Source organism: Emticicia sp. CRIBPO, from assembly GCF_009905725.1.
GTDB lineage: Bacteria > Bacteroidota > Bacteroidia > Cytophagales > Spirosomataceae > Leadbetterella.
The window spans coordinates 18,584-40,652 of record NZ_JAAAKV010000020.1; the positions used below are offsets into that span (position 1 = coordinate 18,584).

The following is a 22,069-nucleotide window of genomic DNA, read 5'->3' on the forward strand; positions in this document are numbered from 1 at the left end:
GACTTTCAGGTAATCCTAATTGTCAGGGTTGTTAAGAATATATTTTATCTACTTCCGATAAGCCATCACCCTCCTCAGCGTATCCCCCACAAAATAAACGTCGTCTCCCTTTTTCTCAAAGCAAGTGGGGTTGAGTTTCGCGAGATGTCTGGCGTAGAGGTCTGTCTGGTTTGCGTATGACTGTTTTATGTCTCTGGGGTTGGCGTCAAAAATTGTTTTGACCACCTCGCTTATTTTGGTGCCGGGTTTTAGTTTCCGGGCCAGTTTCTGCCAGGCTTTTTTGTCCAGTTCATCGTTGGGTTTGGGATTAAGCTCTTCAAGAACAGTCACTAGGGGCTGAGGCTGGGTTATCTTGACAGGTACTTTTACAGTTTCTTTTTTATCGCCTGATAATAAGAAGAATAACAAGGTAAACAGCCATAACGCGAAGAACAACAGGGTCAGGGCCTTGTACATCTCAGGAGATATAGGGAGGTTGATACGGGACAGGAAAGTTTCTTTGTCTTCTGACCTTGCTTTCTTTTCAGTTTCTCTGACTCGCTCTGTCTGACTGATGTTCCTGATGGTTCCCGGCACTGTTTTGCCGTGGGCAGCTTCCAGTTGTCTTCTGCTTTCTTCGATGATGTCCCGGGCTGTGTCCGGAGCCTTTCTTTCTTCTTTGATTTGCAGGATGGCCTCTCCGAGTTGCCGGAGACTTTCTCCAAACTGCCGGCTTACTTTTTCGTGCTGCAGCCTGGCGGCGTCCATCTGCTGACGGTTTTCTGCATGTTGTTTTTCATTTTCCTCCGTCTGGGTCCGGGTCCGGTTTTCGTAACGGTTCCTGGCCTCTGTCAGTTGGGTTCTTTCCCGTTCCAGTTGCTCTATGCCCTCTCTGATCTTTCTTTTTCTTTCTTCTTCCTTATGGATTCTATACGATTCGATCTCCCGGATAAAACCCTGGTAATCGACGATTTTAAACAGGCGTTTTTCTCTTACAAACTGACCCACTTCGGCACTGGCCGTGAAGAAGACGGTATCATATAGACCCAGTAACTCCGTTGACTTCCGGAAAAGCTCCGTCAGCTTGCTTTCCGGTGTCACTTCGCTGTACACCACCAGGCTTTTCAGCGTATTTTCTTCAAAATTCAGGTCGTAGCTGATGTTCTTTAAGCTGTTGCCGATCTTATCAAACTGCCCTGGCTTTTTAGCTACGAGTTTATCGGAATGATTGACCTGCAGGATATCACCGGCCACATTGTCCTTCATCACATCACCGTGAAATTCCCGGAGACAACGGACCGTCAGACCCTCTTCTGCGATTTTCTCATAAAAAAGCAGGCTGGAACCTATAAAAGTACCGCCCCTGTCAGAGGTTCTTTCTTTGGCATAGGAATACACCGAGTAGGCGATGGCATTCAGGCCGTCGACGTGTTCTTTCCTGATGGAGTAAACAGTATTGCCGGGAAACAATTTGATGGCATTGGTGTTCAGGTCAAACGTTTTCACCTTCAGAAAATGAGGGTTTCTCAAAAACGAACTTTGTCTGAATCCGTGTGGGGTTCCGAATGTACCAAATGCAATTAAATCTACATTCATTTGAACAGACTGAATTTTATACGTTCCCAGAAGGTACCTTCATAGTTGATGTCATACCCGGTAATGCTTCTGTACAGCCATTCCGACAACACCTGGGCGGTCTGCAGGTTCAGCGAGGTCAGTCTCTCTTCGCCTGTGCTGTTTTTCTCCAGGTTGCCGATGGTATAGTAGGTTTTGTTGAGGCCATAGGTGTCGAGCCGCTGGCTGGTCATCGGCAGGCGTTCCCTGATAAAGTTTTCGAGCTGCTCAGCGTTCGACACCCCGAATGAACCGGATTTATCCCACTTGGAAATGACCAGGATGGCATCTACTGATTTCAGACTTTTACCTTTTCTTTCCAGTTCGTTCAGAAATGTAAACATCAGGACGTCGTCATTGTGAGCCGTTTCATAGCTGGTAACCAGTATAAAACTCAGAGGAATGTTCGCACTCAGGTATTCTTCGATGCTGTTATGATAATGCCCGCCTCTCCTGATCTCATTGTGGTTTTCACCCGAGGTTTCGAGAAAGGTGAGGTTCACCGGTTTGACTTTTTTGGAGCGGTTGTTGGGCTCAAACACAAGGTCGAGCCGGGTGACCTGGTCGCGGGTGGTTCTGCTCGGCAGGATGCCCTTACGCAGGTTTTCCAGGAAATCATACAGCAATACTTCTGCTTCTTTCGTGTTGGGCGTGCTCAGTTTTGGTCTGAGGGCCCCGGCCTGGGAACTCAGGTAAAAAAGCATGGAAGACAATATCACTGATTTCCCTGATTCGGCGGTGCCGAAAAAGAAAACAAAGTTACTGTCCTTTTCCTTGATGGAATTGGTCGTGGTTTGGGCTATGGGCACAAAACCCCTGCTGTTATTTTCCTGGTGGTCCAGGATCAGCGGTTGCAGGGTCTCTTCAGTATCATTATCAAAAGACAATGGGGTCAGTTGCTCTTTTTCTTCGCTCATGGTCTCAGTGGTTAGGAATGAGGGTTGTCCCGCTGCGTTTGTTGTTAAATACACTGCCGCTCTGGTTGCTCCTGGTGGCCGGGTCGGTTACCAGCAGAATAAGGATCACGATCAGGAAGTCCAGCAAAATACAACCCGCCAGCACAACGCCCTGGTAAATCCCGAAATGCTGCACCGCATGTTCAAAAGCATACCCGATTTTGCCTACGTCCTGGGTTTTGGAGAAGACCGGCTCAAACCTGAAACTATCGCCGCCCAGCACAGAGCCTGCCCTGATGCCCAGTTTGTTATATTCACCGAGGGATTCATCAATAAGGCCCTGGGAAACTTCGTCCTTTTCTTTTTTAGACAACAGGAGCGTTTCCTGTATCTTTTTGTTCCATTTCAAAACGGCCGTGTTGACATCCGCTTTCAGTTCCTGTTCATTGGTCGACAAGTCGTTCATCATATTATCAACCTGCCTGCCCATTCTTTCAGACAAGTCCTCGTAATCATTGTCCTGAGGGGTGAGGAAATCAACCTTTTGCCCCGTCAGTTTTTCGATGTCCTTGATCAGGGCCCTGGCTCTTTCGCCCAGGCCTTTGTTGCCCGGATCTTTGATCTGCTCCATCAGCTGTTTCTTCTTGATCTCGATGTTCTGGGTAGTTTCTTTATCGTATTTGTACCCCAGTTTGCTCTGTATGTCGGTTTCGAGGGTATTGTATTTCTGGTTAATGTCTCTTAACTCGCTGGTATAGATGTCTGTACGCATAAACCTCGTGTAAAGAGCGTTGAAATTGGCGATAAAACAAAACGAAGCGATAAAGATGTAGATAAGGATGAGACTCACGGGCGAACGTCCTTCCAGTTTGGCTGCCCGGATCATCCAGCAAAGAAAAAGCAAAAGGAGAGAAAGGGCCAGTGCAATAACAAGGGAGGCTTCTCCGAAAATTTGTTCAAGCCCAAGCCAGGTCTGGTAAAAACTTACGCTGATGAGGAGCAATGCCAGCATGAGCAGAAACAGATCGGTCGCATTAATCGATTTTTTAGTCATTTTTAATAGTTAGTTTTTCAGGTGCTATAACAGGGTATTGCACTCAAAATGAGCGTAATGAGTGTCTTTTATGAGTAAATCCATGTTGTTTATCAGGAGAAGCGGTTTCGCTACGGGGGAGTGAAACCATCAGGCCCTCAGGCCATTGGCAGGGCAGGGTGAAAGCTTGTCAATAATCATCCACTCCTTTATCTGTTTCGCTTCAAAATAAACAAAATGGATTTAAAATAACTGACTAACAATATTACTGAAAAAATAATAAATACAGGACATGATTTGGCAGAGAAATCATGAGAAAATATAAATAATCTGATAAGTGGATTGGTTTGCTCAGGAATTTATGATCGCTGTCCAACGTCTCCGACGTGAAGACGGTGTCATCCGGTCTCTGACCGGAATAATATGAATCCGGGATTCTGACTTTTAGCTTTTAACTTTTAGTGCCCTCTGGCAAAGGTCAGAGACCGCATTTTCCCGACTGGCCGTCCCCCTCTTTACGTCAGAGAGGTCGTTGAGCGGGGCAAAATTGGAGCTCAAACCTCTGAATTAGAGCTTCATAGCTCTGATTTACAGCTATAATGCTGCAATTTGGAGCCCAAGGGCTCTAAATTGCAGCAACAGGGCTCTGATTTAGAGCTGTCACCCTCCAAATTAGAGCTCGATAGCTCGAATTTTGAGCCCTAAGGCTCTAATTTAGAGCATCAGAGCTCCGATTTAGAGCTATCAAGCTCCGATATTGGAGCTTTGACTCGCAAATTACAGCTTTTACCTCCAAATTGGAGCTCGGACCGTCAATGTTGGAGCTTTGACTGGCAAATTGGAGCTCGCACTGCCAATGTTAGAGCTTTGACTGCCAAATTGGAGCTCGGACTGCCAATTTGAAGGTAAAACATGAAATTGAGCATCAGAAATATCAGGATTTGGGAAGTTTAGGGCTAAAGTTGGCACTATTAGCCCGAATATCGGACCTGTAGGCGGTCATAGACCGCGGGACGCCCGCTTACGTCTGAGACGTTGGAGAGCTGTCCAACGGCTTGCCGATTTCCCAGATGTGGCCGGACGGATCGTAGAGTTTTCCTATCCTCCAGAATTCCTCTGTAGTCATCGGGCATATCTGCTTTGCTCCGGCGTTCATGGCTTTAGTAAACAGGGCATCCGGGTCTTCAACGGTCAGGACGAACCGTGCGGCAGTGCCACCCACGGTCTCAGGACTGAGGTTGTTGTATTCCGGTTCTTCGTCGCCCATCCAGAATTCTGCCCCGTCCACACTGATCCTGGCTGTCAGCCGCCCGTCAGGCCCTTCAAATCTGTCGAGAATCTCCGCACCGAAACCAGCCTTGTAAAACTCCGCCGCCTCTTTGCCGTTTTTAACTACGAGGAATGGGGTGAGGGTTGTCAGTTTATTTTGCATTGTTATTTTTTTGTTTTCATCGCTTTCAAATTTAGTGAATTTTCGTTTCTGTTGAGCGGAGGTTTCGCCTTCGTACTGTTAAAAGCCCTAAAGTCACTAAAATATGATCTGTTGAAACGCGTCATGAGTGTAATCACTTCCGGCAGCAACAATCCCTGCGGATTTAAACGGTTCTTTTTCCGCTTCAATTCACAGATAAAACAGTCGGGAAGTCACATATGACAAAATATTTTAATTATTTCAATGCTCGAGGAATAAGCTGTATTTTTTATTTAATGTGTTTATAATCAGTGTTTTGATGAGGTTTTTTTTTGATGACTGCACTATTTTAATGCGGGAGATTGTTTAATTTTTCACACTCTTATGTTACTTTTTGTGACCCTTCACGTCTAAATGATTACATAAGCTATATGTAAAATATACCTGATGTGGTAATTTCTTACAAAAAATGTTTAACATGAAAAAACAAAAAAAAGCCCCCTTTATTGAGATTGGTACGCCAAAGCGTGCCTACAAAAGCCCAAAACTTACAAAATTTGGACAAGTTTCAAAATTAACCATGGGCGGTGGTTCTCTTTTCCCTGACGGAGGCCCGTCTGAGTTTGAAAATGGAGCTTAAGTCTCATTAAATTATTCATTACCGAAAATGAATAATTTGCCGCCGGTTTTCCTTGACGGAAAGTACACGGGTACTCACTATTCCGGGGAACTATCGCTTTGGTGTGCTAAGCCGTGGTCTGCACAGGCTATTATAGAGGCTTACACCCAAAGCGAAATGTTTTATAGTGAAATTACATTCGATACTTCGTTTGTATTGATCGATTATGCCCGGAAACGAACTATTGCTTACCGTGATTTTTTCGGTTTAACTCCCCTGTTTTATGCCAATACCGGAAACAGGTATTTGTTTTCTTTTTCTATTAATGATGTTGTTACTTCCGGAGAAATGGCCGCCTTGGTTAATTACAGGCACCTGGCAGATTTCTTAAACCCGGCGAAAAAGATCTCTATCGTTGACAACCAGACATTTTTTGAAGGAGTTCATCGCCTTTTACCGAATCATGTTTTACTGCTTGAAGATGGGCAGGAGGATAGAATCTTCCCGGCAAAACCAATAGATGTTGAGAAATACAAAGGCCTTGATGAGGAGGATTATATCAGACATTTTGAACAGATTTTTACAGAGTCTGTTAAAAACGCAGTCAGACCTTTCTCACGGCTTGGTATCCATATAAGCGGAGGGATCGATTCTTCTTCCATTCTGGCAGTAACAGGCTCGGTATCTGAAAAACCAATTTATACTTCCTATTACGACATTGATTCTGTGCTCGCCTCTGAACAGGAATTTGTAGATATGATGCTGCGGAGGTATAAAACCACCCATAAAAATGTTAAACCGGCACAAAATGTTTATGAAATTTCTGAAGAAGTCATCAGGCAAACCGGCGTACCGGAAGCCATGCTGGTGCCGAGTTCGATGTTATCGACCAGTATTGATTTTTTCGCAGAGAACCACATCGATGGATTGCTTTCCGGCAGGGGGGGAGATCAGGTGGTAGGTATAGGAAAGGGGTATCTGGACGAATTGTATAAGCAAAAAAAATGGAGGGCGTTGCAGGAAGCCATCTACCGGTTTGTGGATATCCGGTACGATTTTTATAAAAACCAGGATGTTCTTCATTTCTTTTGGGTGGCATCCGGTGTCATTGAAAGTGTGAAGAAGTTTGCTTGTGACTTTATGTTGAAAAAGGCAAAGCAAAACTTCAGTTTAAGAAATTCAATTGAAACGATATGGGTCTTGAACCGCTATTTTTCCTGTTGGGGCGGCGAGGTTTTTGAGACAATGTTCAGGTATTGGAAAGCAAAAAAAGAAAAGAAAAATGCTGCCGGCAGTGGCATATTTAAGCCTGCACTTTGGCAGAAAGCAGATGAAGAGCCTAATGATCTCATTGCTTTGGATACGGATAAACTCACAAACAAACCATTGTCTGCAGCACAAAAGAGTATGATCAGTGTTTTTTATTATGCCTTATCGGTGAGAGGGAGCGAAGCCGGTTTCAATTATCTGCGAGCAAAATCAATGAAGCAGGAGCATCCTTTTTATAATACAGAATTGCTTTCTTTAACCCTGAACACCCCCTTAAAATTACAATTTAGCAAAGGGATATTGCGGGGGACGATCCGGGAGGCCATGAAAAACTATCTTCCTGAACAAATTAAAAACCGTGTAATAAAAGGGTCTTATGGTGAATACGGAGAAGTAGCTTTTAAAAGTATGTACGAAACTTTTCAGCAAAAAGAAGCCGGCAAAGACAGAAATCATGCTATCTGGGAGCTTGTTGACAAAGACAATTTCGACAAACTGGCAACAAGAATACTTAACAAAACGGCCGACTTTGATGCCGTCGTTATTGCCCTTCGGGTTATCTACGCGAGCATCTGGCTGGACTATGTGGAAAGTTTGAAGCAATAGTGGCGGGCGTTTTAATCAGCCAGTACCTGCAAAAATCTTTCGTCAGCAATTTTATACAATGGCTTCAGGAGGATTCTTTTTAGTAAGCTTATTCATCTTCGCCAAAAATAAAGATGAAAATGTGGAATTAAGGCTTGGACTTTAATAAAATATCATTGGAAAGAAACCGTATGTAAAGTTTTCAATAATTGAGCGTATACAAAGCACCATTACTGATATACTTTTCTGAATCCGGTAGTGTTGTCCCCGAGTCGTCAAAATACCGCTTTCTTTGTTTTCCTGTTTTGTGGAAGGTGGTTTTTTTAATATATTGCCGAATGTTTCGTATGTCATTTTTGGTAAGCAAAAGCCTTGTTGTTTGATAACGTTGTATATTCTTACTTCGTTAAGACTATCATTATCCTTATGAAAATGCGTTTCCTCTTTTTTTATCTAGTTTTTCTGGTTCAGTTTACTTTTGGTCAACAAAACGAGAAATCGTTTATATGTGGAACAAGTGAAGAATTGAGTCCAGAGCTGCTAAATATAGTAAGATCGGCTCGGCCTGTCAAGTCTGCAAGACTAGCAAAGGATGAACTAAGAGAATTACGACTAGCCGTCGTTATAGATTCTACTGTTTATAACTTTTTTAATAAGGATACTAATGCGATCAAGGAATCTATATATAACGCAATACGTTTTGCTTCATCCCAAGTTTTAGAAGCCCAATTGAACATTCGGGTAAATGTAAGCTACATTGAATTTTTAACAAAACCTCAAGGGTATAATTCATATCTTTCCTTTTTGAAATTTCGCCAAGAATATGCGAAAAGATCAGATATAAAACGCGATGTCATGATGTTGTGGACAATTAGGAATAAAGAACCCTATTCCGGAATTGCAGGTTTAGCTGGAATAGGAGATGATTATGCCGCATTTCAGCTCCTTACTCAAGAGCACTCACCACATTTTTATCCTTCATTATTTTTGCATGAATTGGGACATGTATTGGGTTCTCCACACACACATTCCTGTGAATGGCCAGATGGCCCAATTGAAGTCTGTTGGACACCCGAATGGGATTGTGAAGGTTCTATAAGTACTATTTGGGGATCTGCTATGAGCTATTGCGGTTATCAAGTGCCTAGTTTTCATCCACTTAGTGTTGATGTAATCCAACGGATAAGCTACCCATTTTTAAAAAGAATGGACGAAAAGCCAAAAGGAGTAGTTTCACCTTATTATCCAAGGAATAATATGACTGATTTTTATCCTACAGACTTTTTTTCTTGGTCCTCCGTTGAAAAAATCAACAATTATGAAGTAGTAGTTGCGGAAACAAATGATTTCTCTAAGATTGTCCTTGACACGCTTGTTCAAGAGAATACGTTTTATATGATGAAGAGCTTAAAAAGAAGTACAACATATTATTGGAGGGTAAGAGCTAAAAATCATTTAGGTAACGGAGAATGGTCGAGAGTATTTTCTTTTAGATCTCATTCGCAAGAGCAACTGAGGACTCCCATTATAAATAGAGTGAATGATGTTAAAAAAGGAGCAGATCAAATAATGTCTTTCAAATCTATCAACGATGCCGAGCAATATGTAGTGCAATTCTCAGATGCTTGGGATGGCAAGATTTTATTTGAAAAGACTATTTCAAATAAATCTTTTCGGTTAGGGGAAATGGTAAATGACTATGGGAGGTACAATTGGAGAGTTAAAGCTGTTAATAATAATAGTTCATCGTTATGGAGCAAAGCTCAACTTGGGGAAATAGAGCCTAAAACGGATTTGTATAAATATCCATATTCGATTGGTAGCTATGTTCCTTTAAACTTTTTGGACAGAATTTTTAACATAGGTAACTTTTGGTTTAGGGAAGAGAATCTTAGTAAAACATATGATCTGGAATTGTCTGAAAGCAGTAAATTTAACCAGATTCTTGTCAAAAAGAGATTGCATTATGAATACAAGGGAAAATCAGCCAACGGTTGGGTTTTCAATACAATGTTTGTAGATTCTTTACCGCCGAATAAAACTTTTTACTATCGTTATAAGGTAAAAACAGGCCTTGATAGTTCGGATTGGATATCTTCTGATTTTAGGACAAGTTATGAGAAAAGATGGAGGATGTATAATTATGAAAACTCTATTCTGCCATTTAATCCAACAATGAATAATATTTTTCTAGATAAATTAAATAACAGATGGATGTATGGAAATGGAGGTATGTACATAATTTCCTCCGATGGAAGTGAGCAAAAAGAAATCGTTCCTGGAGGACCTGAAAAATTAATGTCCTACGATGTTAATTTTATAAAGCAAGGCAACGATGGAAGACTTTGGGTGGGAGTTTCTAATGGTCTGATGACATATTATAATGGAAGTTGGAAAAGCTTCCCCCACACATTATGGACAAAAGATTTTATTGAAGGGCGTCCAGAGCATTTAGCGATTTCAAACAAAAATATTGTCTATTTTAATGGACAAAATACCAATCGGATCTTTCAATATGATGGAAAGGAGTTTAAAGATATAAGTGAAGGAAGTGATATTACCGAAGGACAAAGGATATTGTTAAGAACTGATAAAGAAGGTAATCTTTGGGTAACGGTCTATATAGGAGCATATGTTAGAGTCAGGATTTACGATGGTGCAAAATGGAATGATGATTCTGCTACTTCAGAGCTTTTTACCAAAACTAGATACTCTTCCCCGCACATAGACAACGAAGGGAATATTTATATTATTTATGGAGATAGTTTGATACTTGTAAATGAGAAAGGAGGGAGACATAAATCAATCTACGGACGATCTATTCAAGCAATTGATGATATGACAGGCGAGATGACTAATATTAATACTTACGGTGAAATTTCTGTCCAATCGGTATATAAGTCAGGTAATCACACTTACTTTTTTATAGGCCCATGGCAATCTTATGCATATTTGGAAACAGATGGTAAGAATTGGTGGGCTCGTTATTCTTATGGAGGATTACACACGCTTTTTTTTAATCCTGTTGTTGACGACAAACAGAAAATGTCATATTTACAAGCACCAGGGTCGCTCCTTGAATTTGATAATAAAAGCATTATAGCTGGTTTTGAACAAAAAACCATTTTTGCGGGGTGCAGAATTAGATTCCAAGTGGGTGTTAGTTTGCCTCCAAAAGGAGATGCTCAACAAAATAATTTAAAAGTATATCTTTCAGATTCCTCGTCAAGCAATTTCCGTCGTTTAGATGCTTCTTATTCAAATGGTGAGATCAGTTTTATTATTCCTGGAAGTACCAGAGGTAAAGGATATCGTTTTAAATATAGTATGGGTGAGAATTGGCTTGAAAGTAAGGAGAGTCAAGCGTTTGATATTCTAAATGAAATTGAAATTAAAGGGAATTCATTTTTTTGTTCAGGAGAGAGTACGGTATTGTCAGTTCCTGAAATGGATAGTCATTTTTTTTCTTACCAATGGTTCAAAGGGCTGGACACTGTAGGAACTAATTCAAGCAAATATTCAGTAAAAGAGACCGGTACATATACTGTATCAGTTAGGACCGACAATGGCTGCAAGCTGAGTTCTCAAGGCTATATAGTATCTGAAAGAAAACTGGCAGCTATTGTTACTCCAGCTACTCCGGAAGTTATCTATAAACCGGGCACCATAAGCTTGGGAGTAGCGAAAATCGATAGTGCTCGCTATCAATGGAAAGTTAACAACTTAAATATTCCCGGAGCTACAGAAGCCATTTACGAGGCAAAAGAATCAGGGAATTATTCCGTTGAGGTGAAATCTCAGGGCTGTACCGCTTCTTCAAATGTCGTTAAGGTAAGCATCGAAACCCCCTTGGCTAATGAACCTGACGATAAGCCGGGAAACCTGGAGCTGACTATCGCTCCCAATCCCGCTCACGAGATGGTGGAGATTCGGCTGACTTCTTCCAAAGTATTTCCGGTGCACATTGAGCTGACGGATATAAATGGCAAAATCCTGAAAAAATGGATGCTGGATCAAATGTCTGATTCGCATCGCTTAAGCGTTAGTTTATCAGGTTACCCATCCGGTGTTTATTTCGTGAAAGCAAGCAATAAAGAAGACGTCCTGGTCAGGAAATTGTTGAAACAATAGAGGGATCGAGGTAGTTATAAAAAAAACTGCAACGCAGCTCTTTGCGTTGCAGTTTTTTTTATTGCTTAGCCAAATCCAGACTTCGCAAACCTCAAAAAGCTTAAAGCTTATAACTTATCGCCTGCAGCTTATTGCTTACAGTCAATCGCTTCCCACTTCACGGCCTTTTACTCCCCATAAAAAACTGCAGCTTGCCGCCGTTGACGATGTCCGCGTGTTTAAGGCGGAGGCTTTTCAGCGGCTGGCCATTTAACAGGACTTTCTGTACGTAGACGTTCTTTTCGCCGGGATTAATGCTTTCTACTGAAAACGTTTTGCCGTTTTCCAGGCGGATGTCGGCGTTGTGCACCAGGGGACTGCCCAGCCAGTATTCGTCTGAACCCGGAGCAACCGGGTAGAAGCCCATGCTGTTAAACAGGTACCAGGCACTCATTTGTCCGGCGTCGTCATTGCCTCGCAGACCGTCTGACCCGTTATCGTACTGGTTTTTCAGAATCATCCTGATCTTTTCCTGGGTTTTCCAGGGCTGAGTAGTGATGTTGTACAGGTAAGCCACGTGGTGGGCAGGTTCATTGCCATGCACATAGTTACCGATGATGCCCTCGCGGGTGATATCTTCCGTATTCGCAAAAAACGCATCCGGCAGGTGCATCGTAAAGAGCGAATCCAGGTAACGCACCAGTCTCTTTTCGCCGCCCATGGTCTGCATCAGGGCTTCGGGATTATGCGGTACATACAAACTGTAATTCCAGGTATTGCCCTCAATAAAACCCTGTCCGTGGGTTTCCAACACATCAAAATCCTTTCTGAAACTGCCGTCTGCAAGCCTCGGACGCATGAAGCCGATAGAAGCATCATAAACATTTTTCCAGTTTTCAGAGCGTTTGATAAACTCATCATAAATACTTGTTTTTCCCAGGTGTTTCGCCAGCCGGGCAATGCACCAGTCGTCGTAGGCGTATTCAAGCGTGTTAGATACTGAGGTGCTGTTGGTTTCGGACGGAATGTAACCCTTGTCCATATAAACGCCTATGCCTTCGTAACGTCTTTGCCTGGCGGTGGCTACACAGGCCTGCAGGGCTTCGTTGGCGTCACCTTTGTACACGCCTTTGATGATCGCATCGGCAATGACGGATACGCTGTGGTAACCGCTCATGCACCAGTTGTCGTTGGCATAATGTGACCAGATCGGCAGCATTTTCAGGTTGCTTTGCTGGTAATGTGCCATCATCGACTGCACCATGTCGGCGTTCCTCGACGGATTGACGATGTTAAGGTAAGGATGAAAAGCCCGGAACGTGTCCCAGAGTGAAAATGAGGTGTAATTCGTAAAACCTTTGGCCTGGTGTATCTCATGGTCAAGGCCTTTATAACTGCCATCCGTGTCCATATATACGGTGGGCATCAGGGCGGCGTGGTACATCGCCGTATAGAAATTGACATAGTCTTTCTTTTCAGGAAGTTTCGCCGTGATCCTGCCCAATTCATTTTCCCAGAGGGTTTGGCCGTCGGTTTTGGTTTTGTCGAAGTTCCAGTGAGGGATTTCCGCCTGCCTGTTGGCCGTGGCATTCGACATGCTCACAGGTGAAAGGGCAAATTTCACCATAATGGCTTCGCCCGCTTCCGCATCAAAATCAAAATGCAGACGGAGCTGATGTCCGGCCAGATCGGGGAAGTTGTCTTCCTGGTTGAATTTCCGCCAGAAACCCTTGTAAGCCTGGGCTTTGTCGTAATTTTTGCTGCCGTATGATTTGAAAGGTTTGGAGAAGGTCATTGAGAAATAGACGGTGCGAGTTCGTGCCCAGCCTGTGGTCTGGCGGTAGCCTGTCACGGTGCTGTCGTTCAGGATGCTCACCACTGTCCACACATTTTTGGCCTCATAGTTATAGATACCCGAAATCAGGTCCAGGATGATGTGGGCCTCGTCTTTTTTAGGAAAAGTATAGCGGTGAAAACCCGTGCGGGCACTGGTGGTCAGCTCCGCCTGAATGTTGTGGTCCTCCAGCAGTACCTTGTAATAATTGGGTTCTGCCTTTTCATTGGCATGGCTGTATCTCGACCTGAAACCTGTTTCCGGGTTCGTGGCGGTGCCGGGATTCATTTGCAGTTTACCTTGTGTAGGCATGATCAGGAAATCACCCAGATCGGAATGCCCCGTGCCACTGAAATGCGTATGACTGAAACCCACGATATTAGGGTCCTGATAACGGTATCCGGCACAGAAGGTGTACACTTCAGGATTGTATTTACCACCAAAATCATAAGAAACGGTATCTGTATCCGGGCTTAGTTGCACCGCACCAAACGGCACCGTAGCTCCGGGAAAAGTATGTCCCATTTTGGCAGTACCAATGAGCGGGTCCACATATTGGATAAGGTTGTTTTTCTGGGCACTCACCGAAACGGCCAGGGCATAAAAAGGTATCAGTAAAAGAGGTCTACGCATATCAGGTTGGTTTAGGAGCGTAAAAATAGGGGATAAGTTGAAAGGTAGGTTTATAAATTTGGGAATGTATGAAAATTGGAGGGTTGGTGCTGATTGAGACGATCAAAAACTGTAATACACTGATGAGGGTATAGAAACGGATATTCCACCAGTTAGCGGAGCAGGGATTTAGGCTTACGGCTTCTTTTTCGGAAGTTTTGCAGTTGAAAGGGTTTTGTTGGCCTTTTCTAATTTTTCAGGAAACATAATTTTGTCACGTAGTTTGTCGAGATTTTTGTCTACAACCACCAGTGGGAGGTTTTGTCTGGATATATTTTTTAATGTTTTCATTATTGTAGTATTTAAAATTTTCTTTGTGCTAAAAATCCATCATATGCTGTGCCGGTTTTAAACTCCACGAAATCGTCACCAATTTGTCCATAAAGATAAAAATCTTTTTTCATTTTATCATAAAACCTCGTTATTCCCATTCTATATAATCTTGTCCGGGTTTTGGTACTTCCCGTTGCATAAATATATGCATCCGGATATTTGTTGAAAAATGTATAAACAGCATCGACAACTGTTGCTAAGACTTTCTCAGTATCTCCATTATCAGAAACAGCTAAATCATCAATTTGTTGTGTTTGAGGGTTAAAGTCTCCAAACGCCAGATTGTAAACACCGGGGATCGTCGTTTCCTGAAATTCAATCAACTTTCGTATTACACCTTTCGAGCCTTCGCTTATAAATTCGAAACGTGTGAATCTGCTTTCAGGTTATATTTTTCTGTTTTCATTGTCTTTCAAAAGTATGGGGATTAAAAGTCAGGATTATTTAAAAGTGCCGCTGCTATTGGCCGGCAACGGCAATTAAATCAAAAAAAATCTAAAATACTAGAATGCCTTAATAGTGTATAACTATCTATAACCGTCTAATCCATTCCTCCTTCAATAAACCCGTAATTACCTCATCCTTTAACTCTCCATCGGCCATACAGCGATATTTCTTACGTCTTATTCCTTCTATTCTATATCCAAGCCCTTCCTGCATGCGTTTTGAGGCTTCGTTTCCTGTAAAAAAGCCGTTTTCCAGCTTTCTAAGACCAAGGTCTTCGAATGCAAACCGTATTTTTTCGGCAAATGTCTCTTTCCCGTAGCCGTGTCCATGAAAACTTTCGTTGATCCAAATGCCCCCTGTGGCGGTCCCGTGAATTTTACTGATGCCCGAAACACCGACGCCTCCGATCACCTTATGAGCCGATTTTAACTCGACAGCCAGTTCATACCCGCCCTTATTACCATCTTGGTCGTTGTTCATACAATAGCTGATCCACCGCTCCGCGTCTTCCTTTGTGTAAGGAAAAGGCACAAAAGCCATCCATCTGGACACATTGAGGTTATTCAATCCCTCGACCAGGTCGTCCAGGTCCTTTTCCAGCCAGCTTCGGATAATGAGTCTTTGGGTTTCGAGGATCATTTGATTTTAATTGGTTGAAGACTGGATGATTCTGAGCAGATCTTTAGCCTCTTATGCCCACACCTTTTTTTTGCCATCTGTGGCCTTCATTTCAACTGGGGTACAAATTGTACACCAGTTATTTTTAAGTATTTCGTACGTATAAATATTGTTCATAGTCGAATTTACATATTTTTACTTTGTGTGAGCACACGGAGAGGTTTTATTTTTTGAAGTAGGCGTTGTGAGTATTTGCTTAAAATGGCTTGAATATAATCACCATTTTTCAATTGTTCTGTCTTCGTCAAACCACAATTTAAGAAAGACATATTCTGTGATGGGCTTTCCTTTCCGTTTCACGATGTCGAATTGCAGGTCGCTCAATGATTTTTTGACGAAATTGATACAGTGTTTGTATTCTTTTCTGCTATAAAAGTCTTTCCATTTGTTATCAGTAAGGAGCATGGTAACCCGGTCGATTTTTCCATTTATGCTGATCCTGATTTTATAAGTTTCGGAACAATCAAACTCGTTTTGCCTGGTCCATTTATAATTTTTGATTTTCTCAAAAAGAACGTCTGATATATCAGAAAGCTCACTGTAGTTGCTTTTTCTGTTTATTCTGTCAGGGTCGTCCAGATAGTTTTCAACGATTTCTTCTTTTGTTATTTTACCATTTCTACTACTTATTAAAGTTTCGAAACGATAAATGACTTCAAAAACTCCGTCCCATCTGATTACTTCATTGGGCTTGTCTTTCAGACGAAAACTTATATCTCCTTTAAACCAGTCGATGAATACCTTGCCATTTTTTACTTTGTCATTAAAGATTAAACTCAAGTTAGCATTTGACTCTCCCTTTCTGAAATTTTTAATCGAGCCACAGTCAATGATGGAGACTAAAAACAAACTGTCGTTTTCAATTTTATAGATTGCCTGGTATCCTCTCCAGCAGCTGAGAAGAACGCTGCCATCTTTATTCAAGGTGTTTCTGAAACTCAGGCCGAACAATTTTTCGTCACCGGGGTATTTCTTCTGTAGATATTGCTCTACCAGCAAATGATAAGTAGGAAGGGTATCATTTTTGTAAATGATATAATCAGGAAGTTGCGGACTGGCATATAAATCATTACAATTAGTGCTTACTATGAATAACACCAGAAGTTTTGTTATGAATTTTAACATATCAACTGCTTTACGTGGTCTTCTGCTTTACGTGGTCTTCCTAATTAATCCTATCACTAAGTTAACTAAATAAGGTCTCCATCATCCAATAATTTACTCATTCAAAATTCAAAATTGACCCTCTTCTTCTTTTGACGGGTCTTTTTTGCAATAGTTAGATACTAGGATAACTCGTAATCAGATGCAAGAATCAAATTAATCTCTTTAAGAATTTTATCCCTTTTTCTTTCCCAAACATTTGGTATTACAGATGGTAATTGTAGCAAGGTCTCGACTTTTTCCTTCAAAGAGTTGAATTTATCCTTTTCGTTAATTTTCATTCCGTGGGTAGTAGGAATTACCCCCTTGACATCCACGTATTCAAAGGGAGGGATAAGAATGGGTATGTGATTATTGGTCTTAACCCACGTGGCACCCATTTCGCAGATACTTATTGTACTTGCATAGAAATTAGTAGATAAAACAAACAGGACTAAAACATTATTGTTTAATTCTTTCTTTATTGTTTCCAGAAAATCGGAACCTAATTTTACGCCATAGCCTTCAAATGAGCTGCAGAATATTTTGTCACTAGGGACACCAATAGCTTCCAAAGTGTCGATGATTTGCTCCACAATTTTACGGTCTAAACTTGAATGGCTTATAAATATCTTATCAGCTTTATGAGGAACTTCAATGTGTAGGGATTTTAAGCTTTCCGGAATTTTTAGACCCAGACTTTTTGCCAGGTTTACAATTGTTTCCACGGACTGGTCCTGGAGTAGATCAATTACATACCCTTTCTTGTCGCGGACAAAACTTGTTTCTTTTATTTTAATTCCGTATTCACTCAGCAATATATTAATGTTCGCAGTCGTATGATTTTGCTGAAGTTTTGAAGCGGTATTCCTCACAAGTTTTAATTTGTCTGTCAGGGGCATATTTAAATGTATTTAGATAAAAGTTAAAAGGGCTTTTTGTGGTAGAAGAACTACCGGGGGCGAATATATATATAACGTCTTACACAATCTATTTTCTGCCTAGTCACTTCTCCGCCTGAAGTCAGCCGGTTTAAAGTTGCGGTCTACGAAGTTGTATCCCAAATCATAGGTCGTCGCCGGCTGCCTGTCACTAAATTCAAATGTAAAAAATTGGCCGTCTGTTGATATTGATTTAATGGAATGCTGGTATGCTTTTTTATTCGGATCAGGGCCCCAGTAAGCGTAATTACCTGTGAAGCTGACTTTGTATCTTGGTTTAAATGTCTTGTTGGTATGTTTTGATTTTATGAGTTCAGTCCACAGGAAGAAGCTTTCCGACTTTTCGAGCTCCAGCAATCGTCCATTTTTTTCAAATGCAAAGTAACGGAGTTTTGGGTAGTAGGGTTGGTCTGGAGGCAGGCTGTCAAGTTTAATGTGATCGTGGACGGTAGAGATCGGTACATAGGCCCAAATCAATTCATTTGTTGCTTTTTTCCCATAGTCATGAATGGTCTTAACTATCTTCCCAGACTGAATAAATGTTGTAGTCAGCGATTCATCATCCGTGTGATTAGCAGCATAGTAGTCTTTTAGTCTCAAGGGATTTGCTCGTCTGAATTTGTCAAAAATGTAATCCTTCATCCCTGCATCAATGCGGCCCGAATAAAAGCCCAACGGCTTTGCATATCCTTCTCCCTGAAATAAAATGCTCCCTTGTTTGCTTACCGAAATGTCGATGATCGGGCAGGTGCCGTAACAGCCTGAACTGGAGTAAATAATCTGATCGAAGTCAGATAAGATGTCAGGTTTATTTAAAATTTTTCTGTATCGGACGATCGTTGAATCGTTAACGGCAAGTTGTAGCGTGTCGTTTTTTTTGCCGATAAATTTCCATTTTGCTCTCCATTTACCACTTATTGGATCTTTGATGATGATGTTGCCCTCATTCGTTTTATATGGAACAAAATTGGTCAAATGTCTACTTGTTCTTTTACCCGTAGTTTCGTCGTCTTTATAAAAACCAGTGTAAAACTCGATACTGTCGCTGTATATGCTCATTCCCTCAGGAGAAATAAAGAAAGGTACTGGCAAATCATCCCCTTCAATAATTTCCTCCCAGTCGCCGGAAATGGCTTCTCTCAACCTTGCATCGGCCTTATGTTCTCCGGTAGTTTTGCAACAGATGAGCGAGAGGCTTGAAAGCAGAAGAATGATGATTTGCGTTTTCATGTAAGGTTTAGGGAAAGGATATAAAAATGTTACAATATAAAAAAAGACACTCATTTTATTATTCAAAATTGTCTAATATATTGGATGCCGTGCATGATCTCCTGGGGCTTTTGAGAAAACAAAACGCCTTTATAGAAAGAGTTAATGTGAAGTTGAGGTTTGAGTTGGAGGAAGTACCTGAGTCTATTTTGGGGAAAAGGCATGTAAATAATCAACTATTTATTCAAATGTAGTAGCTATGAATAAATACATTTTCTAATAAAAAAAAATAGGACAGGACTCCATCCCTGTCCGTATAAAACTCTAAGAGTTTTTTAGGGCTTGTGTGTATTGGTTACCGTCTGCACCAAAAATTTGAAGGCGTTCAGAGTTACAATTTTAATTGCTTGCCCCATATGATCTTTAGTAAACACTATGGCCTCTTTTAGTATTTAATTCTATTCCGATATCGCTACCTTTCCAGGTAAAAAACAAATTAGAATAAACTCCCCCTATGTTTTCAATAATATTTTGTTTTTCAGAATTAGTAGTGCCGTTATCGAAGAATTTAATTTGATTTAGAACTTTTTTTCTGAAATTGTTTGCGTCCGTATCTGTATTTGAAATATAAGGACAGGTTAATACATCAATTAATAGGAATGTATCTTCTGCGTTATTGCTTTCAAATTTAGTAAATTTTTTAAGAATAATTTCTTGCAATTTTTGCCTCAAATGATTGAATTTTGAATTTCTTTTTATATGATTAAGTAATGATATTATTGTAAAATAATTTATGTCATAATTTAGTTTTGTGGTGTTTATATTAACGTTAAAATGCTTAGTAAGTAGTATCTCATCAAATTGATAATGATGTCCTAATTCATTTATTATTGGTAGCAAATAAAGAGTTTCAACTTCAGCATATTCAGATGACGAACTTCTTTTGAAAACAATAGAGATGCCGTCAAAAATTTTTTTAAACAAATTGTGTTTCTTGTCGAAATCATAGGCAATGAATTTTAATTCATCATCATTGACATAAGGTATTTTAGAGAGATAAGCTTTCTTTGTGCTTTCTTGATTTTTAATAAAATCTATTATCCTAAATAGGATATGGCACACCTTTATTGAGTAAGTAACTCGTGGTAGAACCGAATAGATAAAAAAAGTTAACTCGATTATTTCATTAAGGTTTTTATAAAGCTGTTGATGATAAATTTTAAGTACTTTTTCTTGATCTGCTTGTTTTTCTCTAGTAGATTGTAATTTCTTCTCATTCTCTTCTCTCTCTTCTCCAGATGAACTATTAATCTCTAATATTTTCAACCTTTTTTGAGAAAACAAGTCAAATAACACTTCTTGCTCAATTTGAATCTTTTTTATTAGCCCTTTTAGTTTGTTAAATATAATAGATAAAAAATAATTTTGTAAATCTTTATAACTTGTTTCGGTATTTGAAAGAATTAGCTTGTAGTTTGTTATAATGTCTTTGGAAGAATAATATTTCAGACCAATTTGACTTTTGGCTTCATTTTCATAAAATTGGAAAATCATTGAAAACTCAACAAGCTTTCTTATTTCTTCCTTCGCAATTGTAATATTTGTAATAATCGGTTTAGTGAAATTTTTTGTTTTAGATTCGTTGAAGAATAAGTTGTATTCCTGTAATTTTAGCTTATACGTATTAAGTATTTCTAATTTAATTTTTTCGTCAGTGTAAAAAACAAAAAAGTCATCTACATACCTATAAACATCGTAGTCCTCCTTATATCTATAGCCCTTTTCATTCAGAGCTTTTTCAACATTCCTGTCAATTCTTTGAAGAATTAATTCAGCAAAAATTCTTGAAAATTCAGGACCAATAACTATCCCATTCGTTTCATTGTAATTCATTTGCTGCATAATTTTATCAAATTTGCCGCCAAATGAATTTTTAGCAGAGTAGATATTGTCTTTAACTATCTTTTTGTTTATCAATGCCCATGGAAGCGTGTGTGTATAGATACTATCAAAGCATCTGGAGACATCAAATTTTAATAAATTGTCGAATCTCTTTTCTGCTCTTTGATACTCATATGATTCATAGAATTTATATATATTACTATATTTTTTATACGAAAAAAATGTTTTTAAGCTTGTATATTCTTTATCGGTTGTCTCAATAATTTCAATTTCCGGACTTTTTGATTTTCTACTTTTGTTCGAAGAATCTTTGAAATACTTCAGAGATGATACCTTTGCTGCTCTTCTCAAAGAAAACTTACTTAATGAAGAGTTATCTAAAATTGTATTTCTATATTTATCGTAAAAACCAATTAAATGTAGTTGATTAATAGGGTGAATTACTGTCAGTTCTCTGAAGTCATTGTCTTTATGAGTAACCTTAAATTTGAAAGGAATTGTAACTAGTGATTTCTCTAAATCTATTTTATAATAGTCATAATTGGAGCTGTTTTTTTTTGGTTTATTCGAGTTGCCTAATCCAAATAAAATGGCAATTAACTTTTCTAACGTTCCTGAACGATCTTTTTTAAATCTGATTTCATCCCCTACAATTGAAATTTTATGATTAATTAAGAAATTATAAAAGTATCTGTTTGAAAAAAAAGGGGGGACTTCGTAAGGGAGAATGTCTGAAAGCACAACCCTTTCTTTTTTGTAACCAATATTTTTACTAGCTCTTTTTCTCATTTCCAAATTGAATTAATTTCTGCAAGTCCAAATTGCAAAATGCCTTTATTGTTTCTATTTGGAACATCGTTTTTTTTTCGATTATGAGATTTATATTTTTTATTTTTTAATGGCAGAAAATGAAAAGATCTATTTGTAAAGCCAAGAATAAATGAATAATTTTCAATTATTGTTTTTTCGACTGCACTTAATTTTGCCCTAGAAATGTACCACTTTAATCTTTTTTGTAATTTTTCTAAAGAAGTGTGACTATTTAAAAAAGGATTTGAGAAATAAATCCCTACAAACACTTTGTCTTTATTATTTTTTAATTTGGTATTAGATGTAAGATAACCAATTCTAGCACAAAGCAATTTAAAAGCGTATTTTCGGTTGTGGTTCTTCTTTTTGTCAAAGTATTTAAACGACAGTTGTATTTTTTTTAAATATTTGTCAATTTTGTTATCTGATAGATGAACGCAAAGTTCATAGGTCGTTTTGAGAGAAGAAGTTCCGGTTGAAGTACCAGTGCTATCGAATGTACTTTTTAATGAACCTATTTTATAACCCAAGAAATTGATGCTGTTTGATTTTTCAATTACTTTTTTTGACTGTAATATTTTATC

The 22,069-nt window shown here is 39.7% G+C and carries 15 protein-coding genes and 1 pseudogene; 3 read left to right on the forward strand and 13 right to left on the reverse strand.

Annotation, left to right across the window (positions count from 1 at the left end; translation table 11 throughout):
- Positions 1 to 48: 48 nt before the first annotated feature.
- The 4 genes from GVN16_RS25575 to GVN16_RS25590 form a co-directional block, all read right to left on the reverse strand.
- Positions 49 to 1,575, reverse strand: a complete 1,527-nt coding sequence (locus tag GVN16_RS25575; protein WP_166566822.1) for a hypothetical protein — start codon at positions 1,573 to 1,575, stop codon at positions 49 to 51.
- Positions 1,572 to 2,510 (reverse strand): hypothetical protein, encoded by a 939-nt coding sequence (locus tag GVN16_RS25580; protein ID WP_166566823.1) that lies wholly within the window; start codon positions 2,508 to 2,510, stop codon positions 1,572 to 1,574. The genes GVN16_RS25575 and GVN16_RS25580 overlap by 4 nt, the downstream gene beginning before the upstream one ends.
- A gap of 4 nt (positions 2,511 to 2,514) precedes the next feature.
- The gene (locus tag GVN16_RS25585) at positions 2,515 to 3,543 is read right to left on the reverse strand and encodes a hypothetical protein (RefSeq protein WP_166566824.1); all 1,029 of its coding nucleotides are present in this window, start codon (positions 3,541 to 3,543) and stop codon (positions 2,515 to 2,517) included.
- Between the two features lie 1,000 nt (positions 3,544 to 4,543).
- The gene (locus GVN16_RS25590) at positions 4,544 to 4,954 is read right to left on the reverse strand and encodes a VOC family protein (protein ID WP_166566825.1); all 411 of its coding nucleotides are present in this window, start codon (positions 4,952 to 4,954) and stop codon (positions 4,544 to 4,546) included.
- A gap of 457 nt (positions 4,955 to 5,411) precedes the next feature.
- Here GVN16_RS25590 and GVN16_RS25595 point away from each other — a divergent pair, with 457 nt between their 5' ends.
- From GVN16_RS25595 to GVN16_RS25605, 3 genes are all read left to right on the forward strand, one after another.
- Entirely contained in the window at positions 5,412 to 5,573 is a 162-nt protein-coding gene (locus tag GVN16_RS25595; protein WP_166566826.1) for a hypothetical protein, read from the forward strand.
- A gap of 27 nt (positions 5,574 to 5,600) precedes the next feature.
- A complete protein-coding gene (locus tag GVN16_RS25600; protein ID WP_166566827.1) occupies positions 5,601 to 7,427 on the forward strand; it encodes an asparagine synthase-related protein in 1,827 nt (608 codons plus the stop codon).
- Between the two features lie 411 nt (positions 7,428 to 7,838).
- Positions 7,839 to 11,537, forward strand: coding sequence for a M12 family metallo-peptidase (locus GVN16_RS25605; protein ID WP_166566828.1), 3,699 nt, complete (start codon positions 7,839 to 7,841; stop codon positions 11,535 to 11,537).
- A gap of 157 nt (positions 11,538 to 11,694) precedes the next feature.
- Here the strand turns inward: GVN16_RS25605 and GVN16_RS25610 are convergent, their stop codons facing one another.
- The 9 genes and pseudogenes from GVN16_RS25610 to GVN16_RS25650 all read right to left on the reverse strand — a co-directional run.
- A complete protein-coding gene (locus GVN16_RS25610) occupies positions 11,695 to 13,983 on the reverse strand; it encodes a GH92 family glycosyl hydrolase (protein ID WP_166566829.1) in 2,289 nt (762 codons plus the stop codon).
- A 174-nt stretch (positions 13,984 to 14,157) separates the two neighbouring features.
- Complete coding sequence (locus tag GVN16_RS25615; RefSeq protein ID WP_166566830.1) at positions 14,158 to 14,313, reverse strand: hypothetical protein; 156 nt, start codon at positions 14,311 to 14,313, stop codon at positions 14,158 to 14,160.
- Positions 14,314 to 14,324: 11 nt separating this feature from the next.
- Positions 14,325 to 14,723, reverse strand: a pseudogene (locus GVN16_RS25620) (DUF6934 family protein); the annotation flags it as partial.
- 163 nt (positions 14,724 to 14,886) lie between these two features.
- The gene (locus GVN16_RS25625) at positions 14,887 to 15,441 is read right to left on the reverse strand and encodes a GNAT family N-acetyltransferase (RefSeq protein ID WP_166566831.1); all 555 of its coding nucleotides are present in this window, start codon (positions 15,439 to 15,441) and stop codon (positions 14,887 to 14,889) included.
- A 255-nt stretch (positions 15,442 to 15,696) separates the two neighbouring features.
- Positions 15,697 to 16,605, reverse strand: a complete 909-nt coding sequence (locus tag GVN16_RS25630; protein WP_166566832.1) for a hypothetical protein — start codon at positions 16,603 to 16,605, stop codon at positions 15,697 to 15,699.
- A gap of 161 nt (positions 16,606 to 16,766) precedes the next feature.
- Positions 16,767 to 17,525 carry a toll/interleukin-1 receptor domain-containing protein gene (locus GVN16_RS25635; RefSeq protein WP_166566833.1) on the reverse strand — a complete coding sequence of 253 codons (759 nt, stop codon included), beginning with the start codon at positions 17,523 to 17,525 and terminating at the stop codon, positions 16,767 to 16,769.
- A gap of 99 nt (positions 17,526 to 17,624) precedes the next feature.
- The gene (locus GVN16_RS25640; protein ID WP_166566834.1) at positions 17,625 to 18,794 is read right to left on the reverse strand and encodes a DUF6438 domain-containing protein; all 1,170 of its coding nucleotides are present in this window, start codon (positions 18,792 to 18,794) and stop codon (positions 17,625 to 17,627) included.
- 402 nt (positions 18,795 to 19,196) lie between these two features.
- A complete protein-coding gene (drt3b, locus tag GVN16_RS25645; protein WP_166566835.1) occupies positions 19,197 to 21,464 on the reverse strand; it encodes an antiviral reverse transcriptase Drt3b in 2,268 nt (755 codons plus the stop codon).
- Positions 21,461 to 22,069 (reverse strand): hypothetical protein (locus tag GVN16_RS25650; RefSeq protein ID WP_205748997.1); only part of this gene is annotated, 609 nt, incomplete at its 5' end. The genes drt3b and GVN16_RS25650, both read right to left, overlap by 4 nt.

Bases quoted from the DNA above. Each gene is read 5' to 3' on its own strand.
- GVN16_RS25575 (WP_166566822.1), bottom strand. From the start codon at position 1,575: ATGAATGTAGATTTAATTGCATTTGGTACATTCGGAACCCCACACGGA.
- GVN16_RS25580 (WP_166566823.1), bottom strand. From the start codon at position 2,510: ATGAGCGAAGAAAAAGAGCAACTGACCCCATTGTCTTTTGATAATGAT.
- GVN16_RS25585 (WP_166566824.1), bottom strand. From the start codon at position 3,543: ATGACTAAAAAATCGATTAATGCGACCGATCTGTTTCTGCTCATGCTG.
- GVN16_RS25590 (WP_166566825.1), bottom strand. From the start codon at position 4,954: ATGCAAAATAAACTGACAACCCTCACCCCATTCCTCGTAGTTAAAAAC.
- GVN16_RS25595 (WP_166566826.1), top strand. From the start codon at position 5,412: ATGAAAAAACAAAAAAAAGCCCCCTTTATTGAGATTGGTACGCCAAAG.
- GVN16_RS25600 (WP_166566827.1), top strand. From the start codon at position 5,601: ATGAATAATTTGCCGCCGGTTTTCCTTGACGGAAAGTACACGGGTACT.
- GVN16_RS25605 (WP_166566828.1), top strand. From the start codon at position 7,839: ATGCGTTTCCTCTTTTTTTATCTAGTTTTTCTGGTTCAGTTTACTTTT.
- GVN16_RS25610 (WP_166566829.1), bottom strand. From the start codon at position 13,983: ATGCGTAGACCTCTTTTACTGATACCTTTTTATGCCCTGGCCGTTTCG.
- GVN16_RS25615 (WP_166566830.1), bottom strand. From the start codon at position 14,313: ATGAAAACATTAAAAAATATATCCAGACAAAACCTCCCACTGGTGGTT.
- GVN16_RS25625 (WP_166566831.1), bottom strand. From the start codon at position 15,441: ATGATCCTCGAAACCCAAAGACTCATTATCCGAAGCTGGCTGGAAAAG.
- GVN16_RS25630 (WP_166566832.1), bottom strand. From the start codon at position 16,605: ATGTTAAAATTCATAACAAAACTTCTGGTGTTATTCATAGTAAGCACT.
- GVN16_RS25635 (WP_166566833.1), bottom strand. From the start codon at position 17,525: ATGCCCCTGACAGACAAATTAAAACTTGTGAGGAATACCGCTTCAAAA.
- GVN16_RS25640 (WP_166566834.1), bottom strand. From the start codon at position 18,794: ATGAAAACGCAAATCATCATTCTTCTGCTTTCAAGCCTCTCGCTCATC.
- drt3b (WP_166566835.1), bottom strand. From the start codon at position 21,464: ATGAGAAAAAGAGCTAGTAAAAATATTGGTTACAAAAAAGAAAGGGTT.